This is a genomic window from Streptomyces sp. NPDC096324, assembly GCF_044763015.1.
In the GTDB taxonomy this organism is placed as follows: domain Bacteria; phylum Actinomycetota; class Actinomycetes; order Streptomycetales; family Streptomycetaceae; genus Streptomyces.
In genome coordinates this window covers 509,622-524,856 of record NZ_JBIWFK010000005.1, presented here as the reverse complement: position 1 = coordinate 524,856, position 15,235 = coordinate 509,622, and the positions used below count along the sequence as shown (strand labels likewise).

The 15,235-nt window shown below is 72.3% G+C and carries 14 protein-coding genes; 4 read left to right on the top strand and 10 right to left on the bottom strand.

Annotation, left to right across the window (positions count from 1 at the left end; genetic code table 11):
• Positions 1-42: 42 nt before the first annotated feature.
• From ACIQ7M_RS16440 to ACIQ7M_RS16400, 9 genes are all read right to left on the bottom strand, one after another.
• Positions 43-1,200 carry a hypothetical protein gene (locus tag ACIQ7M_RS16440; RefSeq protein ID WP_403644334.1) on the bottom strand — a complete coding sequence of 386 codons (1,158 nt, stop codon included), beginning with the start codon at positions 1,198-1,200 and terminating at the stop codon, positions 43-45.
• Positions 1,197-2,939 carry a DUF3492 domain-containing protein gene (locus tag ACIQ7M_RS16435; protein WP_403644331.1) on the bottom strand — a complete coding sequence of 581 codons (1,743 nt, stop codon included), beginning with the start codon at positions 2,937-2,939 and terminating at the stop codon, positions 1,197-1,199. The genes ACIQ7M_RS16440 and ACIQ7M_RS16435 overlap by 4 nt, the downstream gene beginning before the upstream one ends.
• A gap of 210 nt (positions 2,940-3,149) precedes the next feature.
• Complete coding sequence (locus ACIQ7M_RS16430; RefSeq protein WP_403644328.1) at positions 3,150-4,874, bottom strand: dipeptide ABC transporter ATP-binding protein; 1,725 nt, start codon at positions 4,872-4,874, stop codon at positions 3,150-3,152.
• The gene (locus ACIQ7M_RS16425; protein ID WP_386987563.1) at positions 4,871-5,869 is read right to left on the bottom strand and encodes an ABC transporter permease; all 999 of its coding nucleotides are present in this window, start codon (positions 5,867-5,869) and stop codon (positions 4,871-4,873) included. The genes ACIQ7M_RS16430 and ACIQ7M_RS16425 overlap by 4 nt, the downstream gene beginning before the upstream one ends.
• Positions 5,866-7,089 carry an ABC transporter permease subunit gene (locus ACIQ7M_RS16420; RefSeq protein ID WP_403644324.1) on the bottom strand — a complete coding sequence of 408 codons (1,224 nt, stop codon included), beginning with the start codon at positions 7,087-7,089 and terminating at the stop codon, positions 5,866-5,868. Before ACIQ7M_RS16420 ends, ACIQ7M_RS16425 begins: the two co-directional genes overlap by 4 nt.
• Positions 7,090-7,093: 4 nt before the next feature.
• Positions 7,094-8,812, bottom strand: a complete 1,719-nt coding sequence (locus ACIQ7M_RS16415) for an ABC transporter substrate-binding protein (RefSeq protein ID WP_403644321.1) — start codon at positions 8,810-8,812, stop codon at positions 7,094-7,096.
• Positions 8,813-9,013: 201 nt separating this feature from the next.
• Positions 9,014-9,106 (bottom strand): Ms4533A family Cys-rich leader peptide, encoded by a 93-nt coding sequence (locus tag ACIQ7M_RS16410; protein WP_318658278.1) that lies wholly within the window; start codon positions 9,104-9,106, stop codon positions 9,014-9,016.
• A 55-nt stretch (positions 9,107-9,161) separates the two neighbouring features.
• The gene (locus tag ACIQ7M_RS16405; RefSeq protein ID WP_403644318.1) at positions 9,162-10,763 is read right to left on the bottom strand and encodes a DUF3152 domain-containing protein; all 1,602 of its coding nucleotides are present in this window, start codon (positions 10,761-10,763) and stop codon (positions 9,162-9,164) included.
• A gap of 8 nt (positions 10,764-10,771) precedes the next feature.
• Positions 10,772-11,761 (bottom strand): alpha/beta fold hydrolase, encoded by a 990-nt coding sequence (locus ACIQ7M_RS16400; protein ID WP_403644315.1) that lies wholly within the window; start codon positions 11,759-11,761, stop codon positions 10,772-10,774.
• Between the two features lie 159 nt (positions 11,762-11,920).
• On the opposite strand from ACIQ7M_RS16400, the gene ACIQ7M_RS16395 reads away from it, so the two are divergent.
• The 4 genes from ACIQ7M_RS16395 to ACIQ7M_RS16380 all read left to right on the top strand — a co-directional run bounded on the left by ACIQ7M_RS16395 (position 11,921) and on the right by ACIQ7M_RS16380 (position 13,973).
• Positions 11,921-12,139, top strand: a complete 219-nt coding sequence (locus tag ACIQ7M_RS16395) for a hypothetical protein (protein WP_355775120.1) — start codon at positions 11,921-11,923, stop codon at positions 12,137-12,139.
• A gap of 251 nt (positions 12,140-12,390) precedes the next feature.
• Positions 12,391-13,032 carry a TetR/AcrR family transcriptional regulator gene (locus ACIQ7M_RS16390; protein WP_355775122.1) on the top strand — a complete coding sequence of 214 codons (642 nt, stop codon included), beginning with the start codon at positions 12,391-12,393 and terminating at the stop codon, positions 13,030-13,032.
• A gap of 206 nt (positions 13,033-13,238) precedes the next feature.
• Positions 13,239-13,466 carry a DUF3107 domain-containing protein gene (locus ACIQ7M_RS16385; protein WP_028801993.1) on the top strand — a complete coding sequence of 76 codons (228 nt, stop codon included), beginning with the start codon at positions 13,239-13,241 and terminating at the stop codon, positions 13,464-13,466.
• A 237-nt stretch (positions 13,467-13,703) separates the two neighbouring features.
• Positions 13,704-13,973, top strand: coding sequence for a hypothetical protein (locus ACIQ7M_RS16380; protein ID WP_403644311.1), 270 nt, complete (start codon positions 13,704-13,706; stop codon positions 13,971-13,973).
• 106 nt (positions 13,974-14,079) lie between these two features.
• Here the strand turns inward: ACIQ7M_RS16380 and ACIQ7M_RS16375 are convergent, their stop codons facing one another.
• Entirely contained in the window at positions 14,080-14,841 is a 762-nt protein-coding gene (locus tag ACIQ7M_RS16375; RefSeq protein ID WP_403644308.1) for a ferritin-like fold-containing protein, read from the bottom strand.
• Positions 14,842-15,235 lie beyond the last annotated feature (394 nt).

Below are 15,235 nucleotides of genomic sequence, written 5' to 3'. Positions count from 1 at the left end.
CCGGATCGGGAAGCCGCCAGGCTGTCCGGATCCGGGGAGGGCTCACGGCGGCGGGGAGGGCTGGGCGTGGGCCGAGGCGCGGGTGAGCGTGCGCATCGCCTGGACGAGGAGGACGAGGGCGCCCGCCCCGCAGGCCAGGGCCGGCACGGTCCCGGCGCCCGCCGCGTCGACCAGGCCGTCGACGGGGGCGGCCAGGAACGAGCAGCCGGGCAGCCGCGCGGCGAAGACCGTGGTGAGGGCGGTGGCCTCCACCGCGCCCGCGGCGGCGAGCGCGCGGCCCGGGACGTGGGAGAAGCCGCGTGCCGTGAGCAGCCGCGCGAGGAGGAGCAGTGCGCCGAGGGCGCCGGCCCCGGCGACGGCGGGAGGCTCGTCCAGTGCCGTCCCGCAAAGGACGAGCAGCCCGCACAGCGCGGACATGAACAGGGCGAGCGCCCCGAGGAGCAGGGGGCGTACGGAGGCGGCGAACTCCTCCAGGCCGCGGCTCGCGCCGAGTCGGCGGCGGGCGCGGGCGGCGAAGAGGTGGGCGCACCAGACCGCCGGGACGCAGGCCAGGCAGAGGGCCAGCACGGGTGCGGTGGCCAGGGGCCAGCGTCCGTGCGGGCCGCCGTCCCGGGCGGCGCTCAGCAGTCCGTCGCCGAGGAGGGCGTACGCGACGAGCCAGCAGGTCCACACGCGTGCGGGGCCCGTCGTGCGGTGCGGGGTGCTCAGGGGGCCGCGCCGGAAGGCGAGGTGCGGACCCGAGGCGATGGCCAGGGCGCCGAACGCGGCGACGGCCAGGCGTGGTTGTCCCTCGGTGAGCCGCAGCCCGACGACGACGGCCGCGGCGAGGGCGCCCGGCACCAGGGCGAGCGCCGCCCAGGAGGCGCGCGGGCCGGAGGGGTCGGGTGCGTCGGTGCGGGGGGCCGCTTCCCCGTCGCGGGCCGCGCGGGCGTACATCTCCTCGGCGAGTGAGAAGACGTCCCGGTGCCGCAGACGTGCGGCGGTCCGGTCGGTGACCCCGTGCGCCTCCAGACCCGCCGCGATCTCCAGCGGGTCCACCGCGCGCTCGCACAGCTCGCGGTGCCGGTGCATGAGTGCCTTCACGGGGTCCACCGCGCCGCGGCGCCCGGCGGGCCCCTGCGTGCCGGGCAGGCCGTCACGGGCGGAATCGCCGTCGCGGAGGGGGGCGGCGGTGCCGCGTCCCGCATGGTCGATGGTCACGCGCCCTCCCCGACGGAGACGGGTACCGGAGGAGGAACGGTGGCTCGGACCGGTGCCCCCTCCGCCCAGCGCGGCCGGCGTTCGGTCGTGAAGCGGGTCTCGGTCCAGCAGCCGGGCACATGGGCCTCGGCGGGGACACCGAAGGGCAGCGGCTCCCCCTCGTCGTCCACGACGAGGCGGCGTACCGGGGAGTGCGAGACGATCTCCAGGTAAATGCCGTGAAATGCCGCGACGTTCTGCTCGACGGTGAAGAGTTCGAGGGCCCGTGCGCGTGCGGCCGCGCCGAGCCGCTCACGGCGCTCGGGGTCGCGCAGCAGTGCGACGCACGCCTCCGCGAGCGCCCGGGGATTGTGCGGCGGAACCACCAGTCCCGTACCGCCGATGACCTCGACGACCGCGCCCACGTCCGTGGAGACGGTGGACCGGCCGCAGAGCATGGCCTCGACGAGGCTCACCGGGAAGCCCTCGACGACGCTGGACAGGACGACCACGGCGCCGCAGGCGTAGGCCTCCGCGAGGCTCGGGATCTCGGGGCCGCCGATCTCCTCGAAGGAGACGGGGTTGTCGCCGACGGCGTGCACGCCCTCCGCCTCGTCGGGGAAGAGCTGCGCGGCCAGCGCCTTGCAGTGGGTCAGATAGGTGACGGCGTCCGGGTCCTCGGCGGGGGCGCCGACGATCCGCAGCCGGGTTCCCGGCTCGGCCTTGCGGATCTCGGCGAAGGAGTGGAGCAGGGAGATCAGGTCCTTGGCCGGTTCGACGCGGCCGACCCAGACCAGCGTGCCGGGGTCCGCGGACCGGCTGCCCCGCACGCCCTCCCCGACGTCCGCGAAGCGCGCGGCCTCCATGCCGGGGTGGACGGTGCGCAGTTTGGCGCGGTCGGCACCGCAGCGCTCCTGCCAGCGGCGGGCATGCGCGTTGCCGGGCGTGATGAGGGCGGCCGCGCGGTAGACCTCGGTGGCCAGCCGGCCGTGGAACGCGGCGAGCAGCGCCCGGACCACGGGGCCCTCTTCGAGGGTCGCGGCGGCCAGGTAGTGCGCCCGCAGGTGCACGCCGTACTCGGTGGCCAGCAGCGGGACGCCGAGGAAGTGCCGGGCGAGGAGGCCGGGCAGTGCCGCCGCCCCGCCGGCCGTGGCGTGGCAGAGGTCCGCCGAGCCGAGCGCGTCGTCCTCGTACCAGTCCAGCGAGAGGGGGCGCAGCGTGCGCTCGATGTGCGCGGCGACGGTGAGCAGGTCGGGGACGCGCGCGGTGCGGGCCGTCCGGAGTGCGCCGGGTGCGCGACAGGCGAGTTCGAGGACACGCACCGCGCTCTCGGAGCGCAGGGCGCCGGCCAGTCCGCCCTCGTCCCGGGCGAGTTCGGCCAGTCCGTACAGGGCGTTGGCGAAACGGTCCGCCTCGGTGTCGGCGTGATCCGCCGGGTCCCCGGGGGCTTCGGGGCTCGCGGCTCGGGGTCCCCCGCACACCGCCGCCACCAGCTCGCCGTACGTCTCGGCGAACCGGCGCCGGGCCCGGCGCCCGTACACCACACCGTCGTCGTGCGCCGTCCACAGCGGTGCCGTGCGGACGCGGCCGACCTGGGGAGGCAGCCGGACCCAGCCCAGGTCCTCCTGGCGCTCGGTGCGGCTGAGCGCGTAGAGGTCGAACTCGTGCTGCCCCAGCCCGCGCACGAGCCGGTCGCACCAGAGTCCGGCGTCACCGCTCACATACGGATAGCCACCCTCCGTAAGCAGTCCGATGCGCACGAGCACACCCCCGATCTCCCGTATGAGGAGCCGTCGTTGACTCGGCGGCTCGCAGCGGGACGAAGGTATGCGGACAAGGCGGTGGTGCGACGGACGGTTGTCCATCGCACCACCAAAAGGGGTGAACGGTCGTAACTTTCCCGCGCAGGTCGCGTTTCGTAGCGCTACGCGTTTACGCGGGCACGTTCCGGCGGATCCCCGGCGCGCGCATCACGCCGGGGACAGCTCCTCGCGCTCCGCGCGGCGCCGTGCCGCGATCTCCGGGTCGAGCGCCGGTACGGCGGCCAGCAGTTGCCGGGTGTACGGGTCGCGGGGGCTCTCGTAGACCTCGTCGGCGGGACCGTGCTCGACGATCCGGCCGCGCCTCATCACCGCCACATGGTCGCTGACCTGGCGTACGACCGCGAGGTCGTGCGCCACGAACACCAGCGCGAGCCCGAGCTCCCGTTGCAGCTCACCGAGTAGGGCGACCACCTGGGCCTGTGTGGTGACGTCGAGCGCGGAGACCGGTTCGTCGCACACGATGACGTGCGGTTCCGCGGCCAGTGCCCGTGCGATGCCCACACGCTGACGCTGTCCGCCGCTGAACTCGTGCGGGTAGCGGTCGTAGTGCGACCCGTCGAGCCCCACACGCTCCAGCAGTTCCCGTACGCGCCCCCGGACGCGCCCCTCGTCCCGGTCCCCGCGCGCCCGCAGCGGGTCGGCGATGGACTCGCCCACACTGCGCCGGGGGTTGAGGGACGACACCGGGTCCTGGAAGACCATCTGCACCGAGGGGCGGACGCCGGACTGTTCGCGCCCCTCGTGACGGACCACCCCGGCGGTGGGTTCCAGGAGCCCGACCAGCATCCGTCCCAGGGTCGTCTTGCCGCTGCCGCTCTCACCGACGATGCCGAGGGTCTCGCCCCGGCGGACGCTCAGCGACACGTCGTCGACGGCGGCGAACCGCCGCTTCCCGCGCCCGAACTCCCGCCGGAGCCCGGCCGCTTCGAGGACGACGTCGCCCGGCCCGGTGGCGTCGTCGGGTCCACCGGTGTCCTCCGGCCGGACGACGGCGGCGGCGGCGGCCCGAGGTGTGTCCACGCGCGGGACGGCGCCGAGGAGTTCGCGGGTGTACGGCTCCCGGGGCGCGCCGAGGACGTCACGCACCGGTCCGTGCTCGACCGCGCGTCCGTGCCGCATGACCAGGATGTCGTCGACGCTCTCGGCCGCGACCCCGACGTCATGGGTGACCAGCAGGAGTCCCGTGCCGGTCTCGTGGCGCAGGGTGTGCAGGAGGTCGAGGATCTGCGCCTGGACGGTCACGTCGAGCGCCGTGGTGGGCTCGTCGGCGATCAGGAGCTCGGGTTCGCAGGCCAGCGCCATGGCGATGAGGGCGCGCTGGCGCATACCGCCGCTGAACTCGTGCGGGCGCGAGCGGGACCGGCGGGCCGCGTCGGGGATGCCGACCCGGTCCAGCACCCGCACCGCACGCGCGCGTGCCGCCCGCCGGGACGCCTTGGCGTGCACCCGGTACACCTCGGCGATCTGGTCGCCGACCGCGTAGTACGGGTCGAGGGAGGACAGCGGGTCCTGGAAGACCATGGCGGCCTTCCCGCCGCGCAGTCCGCGCAGTTCGTCGTCGGACGCCCGCCGGACGTCGACGCCGGCCACGCGGACCGTGCCGTCGACGCGCGCTCCGGTGCCCCGGTGCAGCGCCAGCAGGGCCGAGGCCACGGTGGACTTGCCCGAGCCGGACTCGCCGACCAGGCCGAGAGCGGCGCCCTTCTCCAGCCGGAAGGAGATCCCGTCGACGGCGCGCAGCCCCCCGAAGTCGACGACGAGGTCGCGCACTTCGACCAGCGGGGCGGCGGAGGCGGAGTCCGCGGAGGGGCGGGGAGCGGAGTCCGCCCCCGCCCGATCGACCGTGGACAGGGTCGGGGAAGAGTCGCTCATGCCAGCACCACCCGTCGGTCGGCCACCGCGTAGAGCACGTCCGCGACGGCGTTGGCGATGACCACGAAGAAGCCGATGACCAGGACCATGCCGACGACCACGGGAAGGTCGACGACGTTCACCGCGTGCACCAGTTCCTGGCCGATGCCGGGCAGTCCGAAGAGCGTCTCGGTGAGCACCGCGCCGCCGACCGCCGACCCGAAGGTGTTGGCGTTCAGCGCGATGATCGAGGCGAGCGCTCCCCGGACGGCGTGCCGCCCGATGATCGACCGCTCCCCCACGCCGTACGCGCGGAAGGTCCGGATGTGGTCCTCGGCCAGCGTCTCCAGCATCGAGGCCCTGGTCAGCCGGGCGAACGCGGCGGCCTCGACGAGGGCGAGCGAGAGCCAGGGGAGCACCAGGTTCCAGGCCCACTGTTCGGGGTCGTCGGAGAAGTTCACGTACTGCGGGAAGGGCAGCAGTTCGAGCTGGCCGCAGACGACGATCATCAGGATCAGGCCGATGACGAAGACGGGCGTCGCCGTGCCGGCGAGCGTGAGGCCGGTCAGCACCCGCTCGCTGAGCCGGCCGCGCCGCCAGGCGGAGAGCACGCCGGTGCCGACACCGAGCACGAGCCATACGACCATGGCGCCGAACACCAGCGACAGGCTCACCGGCAGTTTCGTCAGGATCAGCCGGGTGACCTGCTGGTCCGTCCGGTACGACAGCCCGAGGCAGGGCGCCGGGCAGTGCTGGACCGAGGTGCCGGTCGAGTAGTCCTGTCCGGCGAGGAGGCCTTCGAGGAAGTGCCAGTAGCGCACGTACAGCGGGTCACCGAGGTGCAACTGCTGGGCGACCTGGTGCACTTGGAGTGGCGAGCAGCGCGGGCCGCAGGTGATCTGGGCGACGTTGCCCGGTGTGGCGTAGAAGACGACGTAGACGATCACCGAGATGGCGAGGAGGGTGACCACGGTGGCGAGGGTCCGGCGCAGGACGAACCCGGTGAAACCGTTCATGCCGTGGCCTCCTTCGTGCCGTCGCCGGACACACCGGACCGGGACGGATCCGCGCCGGGGGCGTCGGACCGGGGCAGATCCGCGCCGGACGCACCGGCCACGGGCACGTCCGTGCCGGGCGCGCCGGAAGCGGGCAGCTCCGTGCCGGACGCGCCAGCCGCGGGTACCTCCGTGCCGGGTGCGTTCTGTCGGGGCACGGTCGCGTCGCCGCGCGTGGTCCCGTTCGTGTCGGCCCTGGCCTCTCCCTTGCGGCCCGTGCCGACGCGCAGGCGGGAGGCCGCGCGGGGGTCGAGGGCCGTGCGTACGCCGTCGCCGAGGACGGTCAGGGCGAGGACGGTGACGAAGAGCGCGCCCGCGGGCAGCAGCAGGTACTGGGGCGCCGCCTGGTACCAGACGTCGGCGGAGGTCAGCATCTGTCCCCAGGACGGAGTCGGCGGTTTCACGCCGACGCCGAGGAAGGACAGGGCGGCCTCGACGCCGATGTTCGCCGGAACGAGGAGCGCGGAGTAGGTGATGAGCGGGGCGGCGAGGCCCGGCAGCAGATCGCGGCGGGCGATCCGCCAGGTGCCCCAGCCGCTGAGCCGGGCGGCGGCGACGTAGTCGAGCTGCTTGAGGGTGAGCGTCTGCGCGCGCACGATCTTCGCGAGCGTGCCCCAGGCGATCAGCCCGATGACGAGGGCGACCAGGACGGGTCGCGGGAAGCTGCCGGGCACGACGGCCAGCAGCGCCAACGACATGATCATCAGCGGCAGCGCGACGATGATCTCGGTGATCCGGCTCAGCACTTGATCGACCCATCGGTTCCCGAGGGCCGCCGAGACGCCGACGACGACGGCGATGAGGACCTGCACCACGGTCGCGGCGAGCGCGACGCCGAGGGAGACCCTGGCGCCGTAGACGAGGCGCGCGAACAGGTCGCGGCCGGTCTGGGGTTCGACGCCGAGCCAGTGGTCGGCGCCGATGCCGCCGAGCGCGCCGACGGGGACACCGCCGCGCGCGGAGTCCACCAGCGAGGGGTGATAGGTGGCGGGGTCCTGGCCCTCGATCGCCGTGAGCAGTGGGGCGGCGAGCGCGATCAGGACGAGCAGCGCGACGACGGCCGCCGCGACGAGGGCGGCGCGCTGCGCACGCAGCCGCCGCCAGAACTGACGGGCCCCCGAGGCCCCCGTGACGGACACGTCCGTCACGGGGGCCCGGGAGGCGACAAGTGTCTCGCTCACAGGGCTACTTCACCGCGACCTGGGAGATGTCCAGAACGCCGGTCCAGTCGCTGATCACGATGTTCTTGACGCCCTCGCCGTACAGGCGCTTGTAGACGGGGTGGAACAGCGGCACGGTCAGCGCCTGCTCGCCGATCTTCTTGTCCAGTGCGCCCCAGCGCTTGGCGGCCTCGTCAAGATCGGTCAACTTGTTGATCGCGTCGATCTCGTCATTGACGGACTTGTCGTCGAGGAAGCCGGTGTTGAAGTTGGCGCCGTCCTTGACGATCTGCCGGCCGTCGAAGATCGGGGCCAGGAAGGGGCCGCCGGAGGGCCAGTCGGCACCCCAGTGGGCGAGGAAGAGGCCCGGCTCGGTCCTGGCGGTGGTGATCTTGTCGCTGTAGTCGTTCTCCTCCAGACCCTGGAGCTTGACCGTGATGCCGGCCTTCTTGAGAGCGTCCTGGATCGCGGTCGCTATCTCGGGGCTGGTCTCGAAGTCCTTGCTGTTGGAATGGGTGAGCGTGATGCTCAGACCGTCCTTGTAACCGGCCTGCGCGAGGAGTTCCTTGGCCTTGGCCGCGTTGCCGGAGGCGCCCGCCGGGAAGAGGTCGTAGGGCGTGTAGCCGAAGGACTTCTGGTTCGGCAGGTACGTCGTCGCCGCCTCGGCGAGGGACGAGCCGCCCGCCGCGTTGACCACCGAGGTGCGGTCGACGGCGTACGAGATCGCCTGGCGCACCTTCGGGTTGTCGAACGGCTTCACCTTCGGGTTGAAGGCGAGGTAGTTCGTGTAGCCGAAGTGCCCGGTGCCGACGCGCGAGGCCAGTGCCTTGTCCCCGGTCACCTTGGCGAGCTCGGCCGGGCCGAGGTTGGTGTCCGTGGTGACGGCGGCGGCGTCCGTGCCCTGGGAGGAGGACAGCCGCTGGTTGATCACGGAGGAGTCGAGACCGGACCGCACGTCGATCTTGTCCGGGTAGGCCTTGCGCTCGGCGTCCGTCGAGGCGGACCAGTGGGTGTTGCGCTCCAGGGTGAGGCGCTCACCGTCGTTCTCGTTCTTGACGACCTTGTACGGACCCGAGGAGACCGGGTGCTCCTCGTACTTCGTGCCGGTGTCCTTGGTCTTCGGGACGGGCGCGAACTGGGTCTGCGTGGCCAGGTAGGGGAACTCGCCCTCGGGCTTGTTCAGGTGGAAGACGATGGTCAGATCGTCCGGCGTCTCGATCGAGTCGAGGCCCTTCTTGTCCTTGTAGGGACCCTGGTAGTCGGCGCCGCCGATCAGCCAGTCGCGCAGGTAGGGGGCGCCTCCGGAGAGCTCGGCCGCGAAGGAGCGCTCGATGCCGTACTTGATGTCGGCGGAGGTGATCGCGGTTCCGTCCTCGTACTTGAGGCCCTTCTTCAGGGTGTACGTCCACACGGTCGCGTTCTCGCTCGGACGCCCGGTGTCCGTGGCGAGGTCGGGGACGACCTCGGCGCCGGCCGCCCCGTTCTCGCGGTTGCGGGTGGTGAGCGTCCGGAAGACGAGCGAGGGCACGTTGCCGCCGCCGGAGGTGTACAGCCGCGCGGGGTCGAAGTCGTCCTGCGGGTTCCGGTTCAGGACGGTGAGGGTGCCGCCCTTGTGGGGCTTCGCGTCGCCACCGGAGCTCTTGGCATCGTTGTCCTTCGGCCCGCAGGCGGCGGCGCCCGCTGCCACGATCAGGCTGACGGATGCCGCGGCCACGCGGCGCGCTGTGACGGACGGTTGACGCATCGGAAAGACGACCTCTCGGATGACTCGAATACTGAGACGGAATGACACGGAGTGAGACGGCGGAGCGCAGAGCTCGCCCAGGGCGTCAGGCGTCGGAGTCCGACCGGACCGAAAGGGGCACGGGCGCGCGGAACCGCTGAGGTTCAGCGGCGCACGGGAACAAGACGGAAAGGAAAGCGACGCACTCGCCTGGGGCGGGCGTCAGCAACAGTGGATGTCGGCCACGCAGAGCGCGGTCACGCCGATGAGCGCCAGCTCGATGGCGGCGCGAACGGAGGCGTGACGGGAGGACATGCGGAAAATATGAACGATCTTTTTCCGCATGTCAAAGCGATGTGTGCGCTTTCCGTCAACTCGCGGGAAAGGGCCAGGGGTTGGGTCGGCAGTGAATTCCGTCGTGGTCGAGGAACTTGGTCTGCTGCTGCATGACCGGGGCGAGATCGCCGTCCTTCTCACAGGTGACGTGGCCGTATCCGAGCCGGTGGCCGACCTCGTGATTGATCAGCATCTGCCGGTAGGCGTGGATCTCGTCACCGAAACCGTAGGTCTTGGAGCCCTGGGCCCAGCGGTACGCGTTGATCATGACGCGCTCGGTGGACGCCGAGTCGCACGACACGTTGTCCTCCGTGGTGTCGAGCCCGGACTTGGCGCACCACTCGGCGGTGGTGCCGGGACTCGCCAGCGTGATGACGAAGTCCGCGTCGCCGGAATCGATCCGCTCGAAGGTCCGGGCGCCGCCGTGCGCCCAGCTCCGTTTGTCGTTCAGGGTCTTCTGCACGGCGTCGGCGAAGAGCGCGCCGTCGAGATCGAGGCCCTGCTCGATGTCGACGCGGTAGGTGTACTTGTGTCCCTTGCCGGGCGCCTTGGCGACTCCGGGCACCGCGGCGAACTTCCCCGACGCCTTGAGCTTCGCCCCGAGCGGGTACGTCCTGGCCATCTGCTGGTCGTACGTCAGGGGCGCCGCGGCCACCTGCGGCTGCCCCGACTGGGTCGGCCGGTCGTCGCCGCGCGAGGCGGAGTCCTGGGTCGTCCGGCCGCCGCTGTCGGCGGTCTGCGCCCGCGCGTCGGCTTCGTGCCCTCCCGTGGCCATCTGTCCGGCCACGACGACGGCCAGCACGGTGGTGACGGCTGCCGCCGCGATCCCGGTGAACGCCCATCCCTTGCGGGCCTTGCCCTCGCCCTGGTCCCCGGTCTCCGGCAGCGGGCGGTCATCGGTGTCGGTGGAGCGGGCGCTCCAGTCGGCGGAGTCGTCGAGCCCGGCACGCGAGCCGGCCCTCCGCCGCGCCGCGCCGCGGTCCGGCCCCTCGTCGAGGTCGAACGCGTCGACGTAGGCCTGCCGGGGTCCCGCCACCGCCTGCTGGCGCTGCCGGGGCACCCGCGCCCCGGCGGGCGCGCCCTGGGAAGCCCCACCGGCCCCGGACTGCCCCCAGCCGCCGCCCTGTTCATGCTGCTCGGGATGCCCGCCCCGCACCTGCGGCATTCCATGGGCGGGGGTCCCGTCGGGAAGCCGCGGGGTTCCGTGCGCCGGAGTCCCCTCGGGGAAACGCGGCCCGCCCAGCGCCGGGGCGCCGCCCTGGAAACGGGGAACGCCGTGCGCCGGGGTCCCGTCGGCGTAACGCGGCACCCCACGCACGGGAGTGCCGTCCACCACCCGCGGGAAACCGTGCGCCGGAGTCCCCTCGGGAAGACGCGGCCCGCCCTGCGCCGGCGCGCCGCCCTGGAAACGGGGAACACCGTGCGCCGGGGTCCCGTCGGGGAAGCGCGGTGCGCTCTGCCGCGCGGTGCCGTTCGCGGGCGGGTAGGGGCCCAGGGATCCGGGTGGGCGTGTCGTCGCACGACGGGCGCCGTCCGGGCCCGGTGCCGGCGCGGGTGCCGCCTCCTCCGCCGGAACCGCTCGCGTCTGCGCGGTGTCCGTCTTGCCGGCCCGCCCCCGACGACTGTGTCGTCCCACTTCCCGCCTCAGCTCTCCACGCCGACTGCCACCGAAGAGGTCAACTCCTCCAGATCCGCCAGGAGTTCACGGAAGGCGGTGGCGACCGTCCCCGGATACTCCATCATGGCGACGTGCCCCGCCTCCGGCAGGGACAGCAGCCGGGAGTCGCGGAAGGCACGGGCCGCGCGCTGGGCCATACGGTAGCCGACAAGTTGGTCCCGGCCGCCGTAGACCAGGAGCGTCGGGGCGAGCACCCGTTCGGCCTGACGCCACAATCCGTGCTGCCCGCCGAGTGTGTAGGCGTTCACGACACCGCGCGCGGAGCGTGCCATGGCGTCCCAGAAGTAGGGCAGGGCGAGCCGCCGTTCCATCTCCTCGACGGCGTGGCGGAACCCCTCGGGAGTGACGATGCCGGGGTCGCCGTAACAGAGGGCCAGCACCCCCCGTACGCGCTGCTCAGCGCTCCATTCCTTGGTGAGTCTCGTGAACAGTCCCGCCACCCCGGGCAGAGCGAGCAGCGCGGTCGGCCAGGCGGTGCGCTGGGCCCGGATCTCGGGCAGCGCGGGGGACACCAGCGTGAGCGTCCGGACGAGATCCGGCCGCACCGCCGCGACGCGCGTCGTGACGGCTCCACCGAGGGAATTGCCGAAAAGATGTACTGGCCCGCGTCCGGACGCGTCGAGATACCGGATGACCGCGCGCGCGTGTCCGGTGACCGAGTAGTCGCCGTCGTCCGGCGGCGGCGAGTCGCCGAAGCCCGGCAGATCGAGGGCCTCGCTCTCCACGAGCCCGTCGAGCTCGGACATCAGCGCCGACCAGTTCTGCGAGGAGCCGCCCAGACCGTGCACGTGCAGCGCGGGCGGAAGTCCCTCGCGGACCGGTGGCCTCGACCGGATCGTCAGGGTGATGCCGGGCAGCCCGACCGATCGCAGTCTCTCCCCGTCCGCGACCCTGACGGCGCCGACCCTCGGCGTGAGACTCGCGGCCGGCGCGGAAGGAAGTTCGGTCGAAGACATGCCGCAATGTTACGAGACGATCACGCCGGGGCTCATGTGTTCGCCGTCACAGATCGCGGGTGGATCGCATAGCGTCCGGATCGCGTGTCTCCTAGGCTTCGAACGAGGGCACTCGTCCGGCACACAGGAGCGCACTCGTACCGTTCGGGAAGAGGAACCATGACAGTCGACCCGACAGACCCCGGAACGTTCGACGACCAGTTCCGGGAGATTCCCGACGCGGAGGCCCCCGAGGCCGACGCCGCAGAGCAGTCCGCCGAGCTGGACCCCGCGGACGACGTCGACCCGGAACCCCCGGGCGACCGCCTCAACGCCGACGACGCCGATCTGGCCGAGCAGTCCCGGGTCGTCCGGCTGAACGAGGACGACTACAGGTGACCGTCGCCCACAGGCGGATCGGCGTCCCTCCGCGAGCCGGTGTCCACGGGTGACCCGACGGCGCTGAGACGGCGCTGATCAGGGCCGGCGCGGCGCCCGGATGCCCAGCTCGTCCCCTTCGGCACACTGTGCGCCGTCCCGGCCGGGGTCCGGTCCATGAAATTCTGCGCTCGCACCGCACACAGCAGGGTTACCGAAAAGTACGATGGCGACGCGGCGCACACCGCACGTGGACAAGATTGGGAGGCGGCGTGACAGCCATCGAGCAGACAGAGGCAGCACGCCCGCGGGGCACTCGCCTGCCGCGCCGTGCCCGGCGCAACCAGCTCCTCGGCGCCGCCCAGGAAGTTTTCGTTGCGCAGGGATATCACTCGGCCGCCATGGACGACATCGCCGAGCGGGCGGGCGTCAGCAAGCCGGTTCTCTACCAGCACTTCCCGGGCAAGCTCGATCTGTACCTCGCCCTGCTCGACCAGCACTGCGAGTCCCTGCTTCTGGCGGTACGGGCGGCGCTCGCGTCGACCTCGGACAACAAGCTGCGCGTCCGCGCCACGATGGACGCCTACTTCGCGTACGTGGAGGACGACGGCGGCGCGTTCCGGCTGGTCTTCGAGTCCGACCTGACCAACGAGCCGGCGGTGCGCGAGCGGGTCGACAAGGTGACGCACGAGTGCGCCGAGGCGATCTGTGACGTCATCGCCGAGGACACGGGTCTCTCTCGCGCGGAGTCGATGCTCCTGGCCTCGGGCCTCGGGGGCCTGGCCCAGGTGGTGGCCCGTTCCTGGCTGCACAGCGACCGCAGCGTCCCGCGCGACCAGGCGGTCCAGCTTCTGACCTCGCTCGCCTGGCGGGGCATCGCGGGATTCCCGCTGCACGGCATCGACCACAACTGATCCGCCGGACCGGCCGGACCGCCGGGCCGTCGGAACACCGACGCGGAGGAAGCGGCCGGGGCGCGCCCCGGCCGCTTCTTTGTTCCCGTCGGCTGTTCGCTCCTGGCGTTCCCGGGCGGAGCGTGCGCGTCCCCTCGCCGGGCTAATGTGTGCTGCGTACGGCGCGTACGAACGCGCACATGACTGACCGTCGGAGGGACAAAGCCGTGGAGGTCAAGATCGGCGTGCAGCACGCGCCCCGCGAGATCGTTCTGGAGAGCGGTCAGACCCCGGAAGAGGTCGAGCGCGCGGTGTCCGAGGCGCTGGCCGGCAAGTCGCAGCTCCTGAGCCTCGTGGACGACCACGGCCGCAAGGTCCTGGTTCCGGCCGACCGGCTGGCGTACGTGGAGCTCGGCGAGCCCACGCAGCGCAAGGTCGGATTCAGCGCCCTGTAGGGCGACTGAGCCACGCAGCAGTACGGGAAGGGCCCGGTGACCTCGTCACCGGGCCCTTCCCGTACGCACGTCCCGCCGGGTCCGCGCCGCCCCTCGCGCCCGGCGCACGCTCGCTTCCGCTCCGTCACCCTCCGCAGATGGAGCACATGCCGGGCCCGGAGGAGGATTGCGTTCCGAACGTCGGGGGTAGGACCGGCTACGACCGATTTGCACCGGCCGTGCGGGAGGGACCCCACCATGTTCTTGGAAGCGTTCGGCTCCGCGCTGATCGGTCTCGCGCTGGCATGGGCGGCCTCGTACCGCCTGCCCCACCGGTTGCCGTCCCGCAGTCTGGTCCTGTCGACCGGCGTGGTGGGAGCCCTGTTCGGTGCCTTCCTGACGCACACGGCACTGAGCTCCGGCCACTTCCTGGCCATCCTCCTCGGCGCGGTGGCCGTCTCGGCGGCGCTGCTGTCGTTGCTGCTGCGCCCCGAGGAGCGTTTTCGACGCCGCTCGGCGACCGCGTAAGCCGCTGCGAAGGCCTCGGTCCCGCGACCGTGAACCGCGCGCGTAGGCGGCGGGACGAACAGGTCTCCGGGTGGCGAGGCTCTCGGCGTCCGGGCCGCCTGAGGCCCTAAGCCGCCAGGCCCAGCGCGGCCATCCGCTTGGTGTGCGCCTCGGTGATCCGGGAGAACATCCGGCCGACCTCCGCGAGGTCGAATCCGTCCGCCACGCCGCCCACGAGCATCGTCGACAGGGCGTCGCGGTCGGCGACCACGCGCTGCGACTGGGACAGGGCCTCGCCCATCAGCCGGCGCGCCCAGAGCGCGAGCCGGCCCCCCACGCGCGGGTCGGCGTCGATCGCGGCGCGCACCTTCTCGATGGCGAAACCGGCGTGCCCGGTGTCGTCGAGGACGCCGAGGACGAGCCCGCGGGTGTCCGAGTCGAGGCGGGCCGCGACCTCACGGTAGAAGTCGCTGGCGATCGAGTCGCCGACGTACGCCTTGACGAGCCCCTCCAGCCAGTCCGAGGGGGCCGTCTGCCGGTGGAAGCCGTCGAGCGCGGCGACGAAGGGCTCCATCGCCTGCGTCGGCTCCGCGCCGATCGCGGCGAGCCGGTCCCGCAGCTGCTCGAAGTGGTGGAACTCGGCGGACGCCATCTTCGCCAGCTCCGCCTTGTCGCTGAGCGTGGGCGCCAGCTTGGCGTCCTCCGCGAGCCGCTCGAACGCCGCGAGCTCGCCGTACGCGAGCGCTCCGAGCAGGTCCACGACCGCGGCGCGGTACTGGGGCTCGGCCGCGGCCGTCTCCCAGTTCTGCGCGGCGATTCCGGTTGCCGTGGGAGCGGTGTCGGCGGTGGTCTCGGCGGGCTTCTCAGCGGCGTTGTCAGGCGTCGTCATGAAGCGCACAATAGCCCGCTCACAGCACGAGGGAAGTCCCTGGTCAACCTGTGTGACGACGACTACGTGACCAAATCGGCCATCGCATGTGCGCGAATCCGGGGTATGGTGGTAATGCGCCCGGCGAGTATTCGACGGGCCGCACGAATGAGGATGCCCGGTCGGTGGCCCGATCGGCTCCGACCCGACAGCCCTCCTCGTCGGTACGGCACATTGCGTACGACATCCGGAGGGAACCCTCAGCGGCACGAGAGCTCGAGCGTCGGCAGTGGTCCCATGCCACCCGGCCCGCCCGTCAAGAGCGGCCGACGTCCCCGGCACGGTCCCGACACGACCCCCGCGTTCGCCTCGTACCGCGCACACAGAAGAGGCAGCACCCTGACTACGACTTTCC

Coding starts and splice junctions, on each gene's coding strand:
- ACIQ7M_RS16410 (WP_318658278.1), bottom strand. CDS start 9,106: ATGTCCTCCCGTCACGCCTCCGTTCGCGCCGCCATCGAGCTGGCGCTC.
- ACIQ7M_RS16430 (WP_403644328.1), bottom strand. CDS start 4,874: ATGAGCGACTCTTCCCCGACCCTGTCCACGGTCGATCGGGCGGGGGCG.
- ACIQ7M_RS16395 (WP_355775120.1), top strand. CDS start 11,921: ATGACAGTCGACCCGACAGACCCCGGAACGTTCGACGACCAGTTCCGG.
- ACIQ7M_RS16380 (WP_403644311.1), top strand. CDS start 13,704: ATGTTCTTGGAAGCGTTCGGCTCCGCGCTGATCGGTCTCGCGCTGGCA.
- ACIQ7M_RS16425 (WP_386987563.1), bottom strand. CDS start 5,869: ATGAACGGTTTCACCGGGTTCGTCCTGCGCCGGACCCTCGCCACCGTG.
- ACIQ7M_RS16415 (WP_403644321.1), bottom strand. CDS start 8,812: ATGCGTCAACCGTCCGTCACAGCGCGCCGCGTGGCCGCGGCATCCGTC.
- ACIQ7M_RS16400 (WP_403644315.1), bottom strand. CDS start 11,761: ATGTCTTCGACCGAACTTCCTTCCGCGCCGGCCGCGAGTCTCACGCCG.
- ACIQ7M_RS16375 (WP_403644308.1), bottom strand. CDS start 14,841: ATGACGACGCCTGACAACGCCGCTGAGAAGCCCGCCGAGACCACCGCC.